Genomic DNA, 12,055 nt, shown 5'->3' with positions numbered 1-12,055 from the left:
ACCGTTCCCACCGGGTGATGCCCCGCACGTGCACGACTTGGCCGGTTCCGCCCCATGGCTCACCATGCGCACTTGTATGCGCCCCATTGCTCCGCACTACCGTTCCCGGCCGACAGGGTCACGCGGACACGTGGGGGGATGCATGGCAAGAACCGCGCGACAGATCCTGAACGCACTCAGCCGCTCGACGAGCGTTCACGTCCACTCGACGACCGAGCTGGCCGCACATGTGAACTCCGCAGCGGCGGCTATCGACAAGAGGCGCCGAGAAAAAGGCCAGGAACCAGCACGCAGGAAACCCGAGCTGCGCCCCGTCGCGCGTGCCGAGCACGGCCGGTCCATCGAGCTGACGCCGTGGCAGGTGCTGCACGCCGTCGCCCGCGGCTACGTGCTGGCCGGCCAGGGAATGGGACGCGGGCTCGCGGAACACTGGCTGAGCCTGAAGTTCTGCGAGGCACTGGACGGCAATCGCGCCGGTTCCATGGATCTCACCGACAAGGGCCGCTCTTCCGAGAGCTGGTACAAGGGCATGCAGGCCCGGGAGCTGGCTGTCGGCTTCGGGATCGCCGTGGCGGAACACATCGTGCAGCAGCGCTACCCCGACCACATCGTGTCGGTCGTTGACACGAACACGGTGCTGCGAGCTGGCTGGCCCCCGAGCGTCTCGCAACGGAACAAGGGCTCACGGCCCCGGCCCGACTACATCATCGAGGCATGGAAGCCCGGCGAGCCGTCGAAAGTTACCTTCGTGGCCTGCCGGGGAAACCACCAGAAGCCAAGCAAGCGGACCGGCCGAACCCGCAGCACCACGATCCAGCAACTGGTCAAAGGATCCGAACTGACCGAGGGCATGCAGATCGGCCCGTGGAACACCACGCCGTGCCTGATGCTGTCCACCGAACTCATGGGCCAGGGCGGCATCGTGGTCAACGTACTGCAATCCCCCGGCGAAGCGCTGCTCCCCGTCCGTATGCCTGGCGCTCCGGGAAACGCCGACGAGGAAATCAAGGACAGATCCGGAATCCCCTACCCCAACGCCATTCGCATACCGTCCCGAGACGGCAGACGGGCGCGGACGGTGGACGGCTTCCAGATAGGCGAGGACGACCTCGCCTGGTTCGGCCAGCTCCTGGCCCGAACCGCAGCCGCTGGCCTGACCGCTTTCTCGGGCGGAGGGAAACATGCGGTCCGGTATCTCACCGACCACCAAGGGCGAGAGCACTACAACGTGCCTGCCTTCGCTGCGACATCGAGCATTGACGACGCGGATATCGAGGTCGGCGACACGAAATTCGTGGGCACGGACAACGTCTTCCGTATGGGGGCCGCGCGCATCGAGGCATTCTCCGGAATGGACTCAGGACTGTATGAGCTGATCAAAGACGGGTGCGTCGAAGAGTACAGGGAAGCGGTCTACAAACTCCGCGCCAAACGGCGCGACCCCCTTGAAGCCGTGAAATGGAACGACCCGATCTCGTTCCAGGGCGATGGCACCGTCATGGCCCTGAGCATCCTGCCCATCCGCAAACGCCGCACGCTCTGAACCAACAGCTCACGAGATCGTGATTCTCCTGCGCTCGCCGTTTCGGGCCGCGCAACATAGCTCGGGATCGCCGGTTGGCCAAACCGGCGATCCCTCGCATCATTGACAGTCCACCGCCACCGCCTGCCCGCACGTCGAAAGGCCGCAGCCCAAGCTCAACCTCACAACTCCACACGACGGCCGCCTGCATGCACGAGCAGGCGGGCAGGCCCGCCGCACCCACGTCCAGGTCCCGATCGACACTCAGTCCGTGGCCCGTCTCCCAGGGACTTCGCAAGAGGATCACAGCTCCCACGCCGAGCACTTCCAGGGACGCCGGGAGACCGGTGCCATTTCGGCCCTGGTGTACGCCTCGCCAGCCTTCACTCGCCGGTCCACCGTCGTTCGCAACCCTGCCCAGCGTCGGACGGGCCTGTTCGCTGTCGCGACTCATGAGACGCCGGTCGATCACCGCGTGGGCCGGCGCGCGGTGGCCACTACGGCACCGCGTCAGCGATGGCCCCCACAGAGCCCGCCGGAAGCACGGCACGGGCACATGCTCTCAGGGCATCCTGACGAGAGGCGGCGGGATACGCCCGTCAGTCACCGCGCGCTCTGACACCACGGGGGAGCACCCCAACCGGCCCGTCGCACAACCGGCTCGCTTGGCCTGCCCGCGCGCTCCGGACAGCCTCCTTGTTCGATTGAAGGGCGCACAATATACCCCCTACCCTTGTCCGAGGAAGCCATGATCTACGTCACGGTGCATGGATCAACCACGACAGGGAATGATCCGGACAAGACGACCGAATGGCCCATTTCATTCTCGCGGGACATGCGCGGGACCGCGGGCCTGACAACCTGTCAGATAGGCCGCTGACCTGCGAAAACGTGCGGGAATCGGACGGCCTCCGGAGCCGTGTGCGCAGGTTCGAATCCTGCCGGGGGCACCTTGCATGAGGTGCCCAAAGACCCCGCCATCAGCGCTTTCGCTGGGACGGGGTCTTCGCGTATGTGCAGGCGTGTGCGGCTTGGAGCGGGCGTATGTCGGGATCTGTGGACGAGCCGTGGATGGGATCTTGGAGCGTTGTCCCCGGTGAGTCGTACTATCCGCGGTCTTCAAGTTCCGTGCGACAGCGACACGTCGGGCAAGGACCTGACGTGTCGGATGCGTGCGCTTGGATGAGCGGGTGACCGTTCATGACGTTGCTCGACGACTGCCCGAGATAACTGTCCTCCGTGAGCACTGCCGTTCCATGGCCGTCCTGGAGGCAGTTCTGAGCCCTGAGTGGGAGAGCCGCCACCACTCCTTCGACGACCGCTGGTCGGAGACGGAGTCGATGGCCTCGATGCGGAACGGGTCGGGTGACGAGTACTCGATCGTCTTCTCACCCGCCGGCGCCTATGTGCGGGGATTCGATCACGAATCGCCCATGAGCCCGTATGCAGAAGACGGGCCATGGCCCGGAGTGCTCGACGAGGTTCCTGAGGTCTTCCGGCCGTATGTCGAGGAGCCGGCGTTCTCGGACGAGGACGCGATGCCGCTCGTCACGGCCTGTATGTGGCGGGAGACAGCCGACGACCGCTGGAGGGCGGGAACGATCGATTTTTCCGATGCAGCAACGGAGGATCCGGACGGTGCCGCATACCTCTTCCAGCTGTTGGTGGATCGCTCCCCGGAGGCGTTTCAACGATGGGCCGAGGACTACTACGAGGTCCCGGTCGACCTGGAGGCCGTTCGGCACGTCTTCTCTTCTCGCCCGCTGACCGAAGAAGTGGTCCGCGCGTTGAACTCGGAAATCGTCCTGGCGGATTTCTCGGGGGACATCGCGGAGATCGGTTATCCGACGAGCTGAGACGCAGGGCACCAATGAGGCCCCTGGACGGGACGAGACCCTGAACCAGGCCTTGGAGGACGAACTCGCACGGGCTGCGGCGCTGCCAAGACAGACAGCAGAACCGAACTGCGTCGCCCAGCCCACCAGCCCTCCGGAGCGGTGTGCGCAGGTTCGGGTCGTCTCGGGGGCACTCAACTCGTCGGCTGTGGAAGTTGATTTGGGAGCAGGGCGGGCGCCGATAAGAGGGCGGGGTCAGGATGGCTGGCTCTTGGCCTCTTTTGTGTGTTCGGCAGGCCCGTGTCGTCGGCGGTCTCTCGGACGGGACAGATCCTCGTCCTTTTTCATTGCGCACAGCGCCCAGATGATGAAGCCCGATGCCGCGATCATCACGATGGACCAGGCCGGGTAGTACGGCAGGGAGAGGAAGTTGGCGATGATGACCAGGGCCGCCACTGCCACGCCGGTTACTCGGGCCCAGGTGGATGCCCTGAACAGGCCGAAGCTGATGATGAACGCGACCGCGCCCAGGGCTGCGTGGATCCAGCCCCAGGCCGTCAGGTCGAACGCGAAGATGTACGTGCGCGTCGTGGCGAAGATGTCGTCCTCTGCGATCTCCGCCACGCCGCGCACGACGTCGATGATGCCGGTGACCATCAGCATGATGGCCGCGAACACCGTCACGCCGGTGGCCCATTCGTTGAGTGACGTGCCGGGCCGTTCCCCGTGCGTGGCGGTCATGCCCCGCTACCGCGTTCTCAAGTCGTCCGGTGTGGGGTGGCCGCCGGCCAGGACCAGTTCCTTCGCCCTGCGGAACTCCTCGTCCGTGATGTCACCGCGAGCGCGGATCTCGGACAACTTGGCGAGGTCGTCGACGCTGCCGGACCGGCTCTCGCCGCCCTTCGCGGTCTCCCGGACGTAGCTGTCGAACGCCTCCTGCTGGGCGCGTGCCTGGGCGACCTCGCGGCGGCCCATGTTCTTGCCGCGGGCGATCACGTAGACGAAGACCCCGAGGAACGGCAGGACGCAGCAGAACACCAGCCAGCCGGTCTTCGCCCAGCCGCCCATGGAGTCGTCCCGGAAGATGTCGAGGACGATCCGGAACAGCAGGACGAACCACATGATCCACAGAAAGACCCAGAACACCGTCCAGAAGGCGCTCAACAGCGGAAAGTCGTAGGCGAGATACGTCTGCGCGCTCATGGTCCTCCTCCGTTCGGGGGCGCGAGCGGCGCGGGGTGGGCCCGGCCGGTGGCGCATGCCGTTCTCAGCGTGCCCACGGCAAGACGGTGAGGGCCTCACCCGGGAAGGGTGAGGTTCGGTGACTGCGAATTGCCACTTTCGCCCCATCCGCACCGTTGTTCTACGGTGGAGAGGAACGACGCTCATCCCCTCACCGATCATCGAGGTGACGGTTATGACCGAGACCACTCAGCGCAGGAACACAGCGGGCAGGCAGGACGGGGCGACATCGCAGGGCGGCAAGGGTGCTCCCGGCACCCGTGGGAACACCGCCATCGCGGACACGGTCGTCGCGAAGATCGCGGGCATGGCGGCCCGTGAGATTCCCGAGGTGCACAACCTCGGCGGAGGCATGACCAGGGCCTTCGGGGCTGTGCGTCAGCGGGTGCCGGGCGGGGGCAGCGGGGTCACCCAGGGGGTGAAGGTCGAGGTGGGCGAGCGTCAGGCCGCCGTCGATCTCGATGTGGTCGTCGAGTACGGCGCCGCCATCGCCGACACCGCCGCGGACGTGCGGGCCAACGTCGTCAACGCCGTGGAGCGGATGACCGGGCTGGAGGTCGTGGAGGTCAACATCGCCGTCGACGACGTCCATCTGCCGGACGAGGAGGACGAGTCCGAGGAGCCGGAGGGCAGGAGAGTCGCCTGACCGACCTGAGGGGCTCACCCCACTCCTCAGGAGTCCTTTCATTCCGTCGCCGACCGATCTGAGGGGCTTCTGCTCGAGATACCTCCGGTTCCGCCCCTCAGTACACCTCCGGCACCGCCCCCGCGCCGCACGGCAGGCGGAGGCGGTCGCCGTGGCCGCAGTGGACGACGCGGTCGCCGAGGCCGATCGCGTCGGCCTCGGCGAGGAACGCGGACAGGGGCGAGCGCATCACCGTGTAGTCCTCGTAGTGCACGGGCAGGACGAGGCGGGGGTCGAGCCGGCGGGCCAGTTCGGCGCCCTGGGTGCCGTCCATCGTGACCACGAAGCCGCCGGGGAGGCGGGTTCCGCCCAGGTGCAGGACGGCGAGGTCGGCTGCGGGGAAGCGGTCGGCGATCTCGTCCAGGCCGTCGTACACGAGGGTGTCGCCCGAGATGTAGAGCCGCATGCGGGGTGCCCGTCCGGCGGGGCCGAATTCCAGCATGCTTCCCATGACCGGCGGCAGCAGCCCGCGCAGCACCGCCTGGCCCGCGTGCCGGCCGGGCAGCGCGGTGGCCGTGACCTGGACGCCGTCGCGCTGGAGGGTGAGCGCCTTCCAGGTGCGCAGTCCCGCCGTCCGGGGGAATCGGTGCAGGGTCCGAAGGCGGCGGGCGGCGTGCGGGGTGGTCAGGATCGGCACGGTGCGGTCCAGGTGCCGGCGGGCCCGTCGGTCCCAGTGGTCGCCGTGCAGGTGTGACAGCACGACCGCGTCGAGGCGGGGCAGTTCGTGCACGTCGAGGGCCGGTTCGGTCAGGCGGCGGCTCAGCAGGCCGTAGCCGAGGTGGGCGTACTGTCCCCGGTGGAGGAAGTTGGGGTCGGTGAGCAGGGTCAGCGGCCCGTACGACAGCAGCACCGTCGCGTTTCCGATGAAGTGGACGTCGAGCGCGTCGTCGAGCGGCATCGTTCCTCCGGATCTCCCCGGCTCCCCGGCCCCGCGTGAGGTGCCCGGCGGACGCCGGCCGGTACCGGGCGTGCGGGCTGTCAGGCCGAGCGTTTGCGGGACGTCGACTTCTTCGCCGCCGTCTTCTTCGCGGTGCTCTTCGAGGCTGTCTTCTTCGTCGTCCCCTGGCCCTGGCCGGACTTGGCCGTCGACTTCTTCGCCGCCGTGGTCTTCTTGGCCGCCGTCTTCTTCGCGGTGGACGTCGACTTCTTGCCGCCGGTCTGCTTGGGCGCCGCCCGGGCCGTCTTGCGCAGCGGGAGCGGCTTCACCTCGGCGTGCTCCGCCTCCTCGCCGCGGGACTCGCGGGCCGCTCGGACGCTGCTCTCCAGCGCCGCCATCAGGTCCAGGACCTTGCCGCCCGTGGCCGGTTCCGGGGCCTGCGGCGGGGCCTCGCCGGCGGCCTTCGCGGCGATGACCTCCTCCACGGCCTCGCGGTACTCGTCGTGCAGGTCCTCCAGGTCGACCTCGCCCAAGGTGTCCATCAGCGCGTCCGCCAGGTCCAGCTCCTGGTCGCGGACGGTGACGTTCGCGTCGGGGGCCAGGCCCTCGGGGGCGCGGACCTCGTCCGGCCACAGCAGGCCGTGCATGGCGATGGCCTCGCCGACGACCCTGAGCATGCCCAGGCGTTCCCGTCCCCGCAGGGCGAACTTCGCGATGGCCACCTTGTTGCTGCGTTTCAGCGCCTCGCGCAGCAGGGTGTACGGCTTCGCCGCCGGGGCGCCGCCGGCCTGGAGGTAGTACGCGGCGTCCATCTGGAGCGGGTCGATCCGGTCGGCCGGGACGAAGGCGACGATCTCGATGGTCTTGGCCGTCGGGATGGGCAGACTCGACAGGTCCTCCTCGGTGATCGGGATGATCGTGCCGTCCGCGTCCTCGTAGCCCTTGCCGATCTCTCCCTGGGTGACCTCGCGGTCCTCCAGTTCACAGAATTTGCGATACCGGATGCGGCCGCCGTCCTCGGTGTGGATCTGGCGGAAGGAGATCGAGTGGCTCTCGGTGGCGTTCACCAGCTTGATCGGAATGCTGACCAGGCCGAACGAGATGGCGCCGTTCCAAATGGATCTCACGTGCAGCACCCTTCCGGTCACTCTGGGGAGTGTTCGTCATGGTTTGCGTGGGATTCTTATCGTATGGCGCCTATCACAGAGGTGGAGGGGCGACGGGTCGCTCTCAGCAACCTGGAGAAGGTGCTGTATCCCGCCACGGGCTTCACCAAGGGCGAGGTGCTTCACTACTACGCGACCGTCGCCGGGGTCCTGCTGCCCCATCTGCGGGACCGGGCGGTGTCCTTCCTGCGCTACCCGGACGGACCGGACGGGCAGGTGTTCTTCACGAAGAACGTGCCGCCGGGTACGCCCGAGTGGGTCACCACCGCGGAGGTGCCCCGGGTGGAGGGGCCGTCGCGGATGGTCCTGGTGCAGGATCTGCCGAGCCTGATGTGGTCGGCGAATCTCGTGACCGAGTTCCACACCCACCAGTGGCTCGTCGACACCCCGGACGAGGCGGACCGGATCGTGTTCGACCTCGATCCGGGGGCGCCGGCGAGCATCGTCCAGTGCTGCGAGGTCGCGCTGTGGCTGCGGGAGCGGCTCGCGCGCGACGGCATGGAGACCTACGCCAAGACCTCCGGCTCGAAGGGGCTGCACCTGCTCGCCGCCGTGCGCGGGGCGTCCTCGGAGCGAGTGTCCGAGTACGCGAAGGCGCTGGCCGTCGAGGCGGAGAAGGCCATGCCCCGGCTCGCGCTGCACCGGATGACCAGGAGTCTGCGCCCGGGGAAGGTCTTCGTCGACTGGAGCCAGAACGCCGCGCGCAAGACCACGGCGACCCCCTACACCCTCCGGGCCCGCCCGGAGCCGACCGTTTCGGCGCCGGTGACCTGGGGGGAGATCGAGGAGTGCCGCGCCCCTGGGCAGCTGGACTTCCATGCGAGCGACATCGCGCCGAGGGTCCAGGACTACGGCGACCTCCTCGCTCCGCTGCTGGAGGCCGACGAGGCCGGGACCCTGCCGTAGCGGCGCCCCGCCGTCACGCCATGAAGCGTGCCCCCGGCCAGCGCCCTACCGATCCCCGTACGGCCGCCCCGACCGGCACACCCGGTCCCGTACCCCCCCGACCTGCACACAACCAACCCCGCGCCCCCGCCTCTCCGCCCCTCATCCCTCACACCCGCGCCCACGTATTCCGGTCGCGCGCCATCGCGTGCAAGGCCTCCACGTCCGCCGGCTTCAGCACGCCACCCCCACGCGACAGGCCTTCCACCTCCGCCGCCGTCAGGACGTCGACCTCGCGGGGCGCGGTCGGGATCGACAGGGCGGCCGGGTCGACCAGGGCGAGCACGGGGCGGACCTCCGCCGTGAGGGCGTGGGTGGCACGCTCGGCGTCGGTGCGCAGGCGGCGCAGCAGGGGGTACGGGTCGTGGCGGCCCAGGGTGATCATGGGGTCGGCTACCCGGACGCGCTGCTTGCGCGCGTGCAGGGCGTGGACGGCGTAGAGGCCGCCGGGGCCGATCAGCAGGTGGTGGATGCGGTCGCCGCCGGGGAGCGGCACGGAGTGCAGGGTGTGCCAGCCCGCACCGTCGAGGCGGTCCAGGGCGTCGCCGATCGTCTGCTCGGCCGCCAGGGCCCTGCGGCGCGGGTCGGGGCGCAGCCGGTGGGCGGGGCCGGGGTCGCGGTCGAGGGCGACGACGAGGGCTTCGCCGGGGCGGTTGGGGGCCAGGTCGTCGTCGGGGTGGAGGGCGAGGCGGGCGAGCTCGGCGGGGGTGGGTACCGGGGGCGGTCCCACCGTCACGGGGCCGGTGATGAAGGGACCGAGGGCCCGGAGGACGTCGTCCTCGCGGTCCCGGCCGAGCAGGTTCACCCGGGCGGCCTCACGGTCGTACCAGGCGATGTTCCGGCCGTCGGGGAGGCAGACGTAGAGCCGCTCCCTGCCGTGCCGCCAGGTCGGTATGACGCGCAGTCCGTTCATGCACCATCACCCCGTTCCATGGGAACAGGCGGGGTGCTGTGGGGGCAAGAACCCGGTTACCTTGGAGAGGAGTTGGGCAGGCGGCCCGCGGACCCTCGGGCGGTCATGGTGGGGAGGCGTCGTTGCGTACCCGCAGTAAACCGGACGTGCCCGCGCCGGAGAGTCCGTGGAGCGAGGTCGTTCCCGGGCTCTGGATGGGCGGTCACGAGTACACGGGGGCCTTGGGGCACCTGGAGTTCGCCGTCGTACGGGACGAGTTCGATCTCGTGCAGACGCTGCTGCGGCTGCCGGGGCACGGGCCCGATCCGGGCGTCCGGCACCATGTGTGGCCCATCCCCGACGGGCCGCTGGACGGGACCCAGCTCGCCGGGGTGATCAGGCTGGCCGAGGCCGCCTGCGAGGCGCTGGAGGAGGGCCGCCGGGTCCTCGTCCGCTGCTTCCACGGGTACAACCGCTCCGGTCTCGTCGTCGCGCACGCGCTGATGCGCCAGGGCAGCTCCGCGGAGGCGGCGATCCGGCTGATCCGGGCCCGCCGCTCGCCGTGGGCGCTGCACAACGACCTGTTCGTCGAGTATCTGCGGGCCGGGCTGGCCACGGCCCGGCTGCTGGAGGAGCTCGCGGAGTAGCGGTGCGCCCGTGCGGCTGTGCGTACACGGCCACCCTCGCGCGCAAATGGGACTTCCCCGCGAATAAGGTGTACGGGGCCGACCGTAGCGTCCGTCGTGTGCCGCCGTACGTCCGTCGCATGCCCGCCGCACGTCTGCCGTACGCCTGCCGTACGTCCGCCGTATGTCCGTCGGGTGATCGCCCGTGAACCGCCAGGAGTGCAGTGCAGTGCCCCTCAGCCGCCCCGGACGAGCCGCCCTCCGCCCGGCCGTCGTCGCCCTGCTGCTGGCCGCCGCCGTGGGCTGCGGGGACGCGGGCGGTCTGGAGGGCGCGGGGTCGACGCCGACGGCACAAGGGCCTGCACGGCTCTGGCCGGAGCTGACGCCCGCCTCCAGTCCGGCGTTCGAGATCGGTGAGGTGAACACCGAAGTGGTCAAGGGGGTGAAGGTGCCCGGCGACGACATCCGCCGCGTCGACCCGGTGCGGATCGTCCGGGCCGAGATCGCCCGGAACCCGGGTGATTTCGACGGCCCCAAGGCGCCCTACCGCGACACCGAGCGTGAGATGGCCGACTGCGTGCGGGGCCCGGGGCACGGGACGTGCCCGGTGCTCAGGCCGTACTACCGGGACCTGACCGGCGACGGGCACGACGACCTGACGCTGGGCTTCCCGCTGCGGCCCGGCAAGACGACCGCGGTCCGCGTCTACACCGTCGAGAAGCACCGGCTGGTGCAGGTGATGGCCTGGGAGGACGCGCTGAGCGGTGTCGAGCTGGCCGGGCGCTCCCTGGTGATCCGCTCGCCGTCGGAGGTCGCGGGCTACGAGTACCGCCTGCAGTGGACCTGGGACCGGGACCAGAAGGCCATGCTGCTCACCCATGACGAGATGCTGCGCACCGGTCCGCGTCCGCACTCCCGGCACCCCTCGCCCTCCGCCGGCGGTTCCCGGTCCGCCTCGCCCACCGCCTCACCCACCGTCTCGCCCACTGTTTCCTCCCCGGCGAGCGGCGGATGAGGCCCGCACTCCCCCAGTGGTCCGGGACTCTCGCCGCGAAGGCCGCCGCCTTCATCACCGTGATGTGCTGCGCGCTCGCGGCCCTGCTCGGCGTCCTGGTGCACGTACAGGTGACGAACCAGACCGTCGGACAGGCTCGTGACCAGGCATTGCAGCGGCTGACACAGGCGACACAGCGCTACGAGGCCGGGGACACCCTGTGGTCCGGCGCCGGGGTGGATCCGCCCGAGCTGCCCGGGGAGCTGCGGGAACTGGCGGTGGCCGGGGACCGCGGCACGATGGTCGCCGACGAGGGGGGACGCCCCACGATGTGGGCGGCGGGGCCCGTCGACGGTGGGCGGGCGCTGGCCGTCGCGGTCGACTACTCGCAGCAGGCCCGCACGATCGAGGGCCTGGACCGGGCGATCGTCTGGTCGTCTGGCCTGGCCATCGGGGCGACGCTGCTGGTGGGGGCGTTCGCGGTGACGCGGGTGACGCGGCGGCTGCACACCACGGCCCGGGTGGCCCGGCGGATCAGCGCGGGCGATCTGGACGCGCGGGTGAACGACCCCCGCACGGGCCCGCGTACGACGGCCAGTCCGCAGGACGAGGTGGCCGCGGTCGCCGCGGCGCTGGACTCCATGGCGGCGTCGCTGCAGGGGAAGCTGCTGGCCGAGCAGCGGTTCACGGCAGACGTCGCACACGAGCTGCGTACGCCGCTGACCGGGCTGCACGCGGCGGCGGAACTGCTGCCGCCGGGCCGTCCGACGGAGCTGGTGCGCGACCGGGTGGCGGCACTGCGCACGCTGACCGAGGACCTGCTGGAGATCTCCCGGCTGGACACCGGCCGGGAGCGGGTGGAGCTGGACACCGAGCAGTTGGGGCCGCTGGCCGAGCGGGCGGTGCGGGCGGCCGGGAGCGGCACGGAGGTCAGGGTCGTACGGGACGTGTCCGTGGAGACGGACCGGCGGCGTCTTGAGCGGGTGCTGGGCAATCTCGTGGCGAACGCGCACAAGCACGGGCGCGAGCCGGTGGTGCTGACCGTGGACGGTCCGGTGGTGACGGTTCGCGACCACGGGGACGGGTTTCCGGAGTACCTGGTCGCGCACGGCCCGCAGCGGTTCCGCACGGAGGGCGGTACGCGGGGGCACGGGCTGGGGCTGACCATCGCGCGCGGCCAGGCGGAGGTGCTGGGGGCGCGGCTGGAGTTCGCGAACGCGCCGGAGGGCGGCGCGGTCGCCACGCTGAGACTCACGGCGGAGTGAGGGTCC

Annotated in this window: 12 protein-coding genes and 1 tRNA gene; 8 read left to right on the top strand and 5 right to left on the bottom strand. The window is 69.9% G+C overall.

Annotated elements, in window-relative coordinates:
• The first annotated feature begins 142 nt into the window (after positions 1-142).
• The 3 genes from ACIQU3_RS18885 to ACIQU3_RS18875 all read left to right on the top strand — a co-directional run bounded on the left by ACIQU3_RS18885 (position 143) and on the right by ACIQU3_RS18875 (position 3,378).
• Positions 143-1,543 carry a hypothetical protein gene (locus tag ACIQU3_RS18885; RefSeq protein ID WP_403926384.1) on the top strand — a complete coding sequence of 467 codons (1,401 nt, stop codon included), beginning with the start codon at positions 143-145 and terminating at the stop codon, positions 1,541-1,543.
• An 862-nt stretch (positions 1,544-2,405) separates the two neighbouring features.
• A tRNA-Arg gene (locus ACIQU3_RS18880) sits at positions 2,406-2,469 on the top strand.
• Positions 2,470-2,712: 243 nt separating this feature from the next.
• A complete protein-coding gene (locus tag ACIQU3_RS18875; protein WP_403926382.1) occupies positions 2,713-3,378 on the top strand; it encodes a hypothetical protein in 666 nt (221 codons plus the stop codon).
• A gap of 234 nt (positions 3,379-3,612) precedes the next feature.
• Here the strand turns inward: ACIQU3_RS18875 and ACIQU3_RS18870 are convergent, their stop codons facing one another.
• Both ACIQU3_RS18870 and ACIQU3_RS18865 read right to left on the bottom strand, forming a co-directional pair.
• On the bottom strand, positions 3,613-4,098 hold the full coding sequence (locus tag ACIQU3_RS18870; RefSeq protein ID WP_403926379.1) for a hypothetical protein: 486 nt from the start codon (positions 4,096-4,098) through the stop codon (positions 3,613-3,615).
• A 6-nt stretch (positions 4,099-4,104) separates the two neighbouring features.
• Entirely contained in the window at positions 4,105-4,560 is a 456-nt protein-coding gene (locus ACIQU3_RS18865; protein ID WP_403740845.1) for an SHOCT domain-containing protein, read from the bottom strand.
• 214 nt (positions 4,561-4,774) lie between these two features.
• Here ACIQU3_RS18865 and ACIQU3_RS18860 point away from each other — a divergent pair, with 214 nt between their 5' ends.
• Positions 4,775-5,245, top strand: coding sequence for an Asp23/Gls24 family envelope stress response protein (locus ACIQU3_RS18860; protein WP_403740842.1), 471 nt, complete (start codon positions 4,775-4,777; stop codon positions 5,243-5,245).
• Positions 5,246-5,342: 97 nt separating this feature from the next.
• Here ACIQU3_RS18860 and ACIQU3_RS18855 read toward each other — a convergent pair whose 3' ends face one another.
• Together ACIQU3_RS18855 and ACIQU3_RS18850 are read right to left on the bottom strand one after the other, a co-directional pair.
• Positions 5,343-6,182: an MBL fold metallo-hydrolase gene (locus ACIQU3_RS18855; RefSeq protein ID WP_403740839.1), complete on the bottom strand. Its 840-nt coding sequence runs from the start codon at positions 6,180-6,182 to the stop codon at positions 5,343-5,345.
• An 80-nt stretch (positions 6,183-6,262) separates the two neighbouring features.
• Positions 6,263-7,297, bottom strand: a complete 1,035-nt coding sequence (locus ACIQU3_RS18850; RefSeq protein ID WP_403926739.1) for a Ku protein — start codon at positions 7,295-7,297, stop codon at positions 6,263-6,265.
• A 54-nt stretch (positions 7,298-7,351) separates the two neighbouring features.
• Between ACIQU3_RS18850 and ligD the strand changes: the two genes are divergently transcribed.
• Entirely contained in the window at positions 7,352-8,233 is an 882-nt protein-coding gene (gene ligD / locus ACIQU3_RS18845; RefSeq protein WP_403926377.1) for a non-homologous end-joining DNA ligase, read from the top strand.
• Between the two features lie 148 nt (positions 8,234-8,381).
• Here ligD and ACIQU3_RS18840 read toward each other — a convergent pair whose 3' ends face one another.
• The gene (locus ACIQU3_RS18840) at positions 8,382-9,185 is read right to left on the bottom strand and encodes a nuclease-related domain-containing protein (RefSeq protein ID WP_403740831.1); all 804 of its coding nucleotides are present in this window, start codon (positions 9,183-9,185) and stop codon (positions 8,382-8,384) included.
• 122 nt (positions 9,186-9,307) lie between these two features.
• Here ACIQU3_RS18840 and ACIQU3_RS18835 point away from each other — a divergent pair, with 122 nt between their 5' ends.
• From ACIQU3_RS18835 to ACIQU3_RS18825, 3 genes are all read left to right on the top strand, one after another.
• Entirely contained in the window at positions 9,308-9,811 is a 504-nt protein-coding gene (locus tag ACIQU3_RS18835) for a dual specificity protein phosphatase family protein (protein ID WP_403740828.1), read from the top strand.
• Between the two features lie 208 nt (positions 9,812-10,019).
• Positions 10,020-10,805 (top strand): hypothetical protein, encoded by a 786-nt coding sequence (locus ACIQU3_RS18830; protein ID WP_403926375.1) that lies wholly within the window; start codon positions 10,020-10,022, stop codon positions 10,803-10,805.
• On the top strand, positions 10,802-12,049 hold the full coding sequence (locus tag ACIQU3_RS18825) for an ATP-binding protein (protein ID WP_403740818.1): 1,248 nt from the start codon (positions 10,802-10,804) through the stop codon (positions 12,047-12,049). The genes ACIQU3_RS18830 and ACIQU3_RS18825 overlap by 4 nt, the downstream gene beginning before the upstream one ends.
• Positions 12,050-12,055: the final 6 nt, after the last annotated feature.

Origin of the sequence: Streptomyces sp. NPDC101110 (genome assembly GCF_044759525.1) — a bacterium.
Taxonomy (GTDB): Bacteria; Actinomycetota; Actinomycetes; order Streptomycetales; family Streptomycetaceae; genus Streptomyces.
Note: the sequence above shows the minus strand (reverse complement) of the source record. Positions and strands in the feature narration are given on the sequence as shown.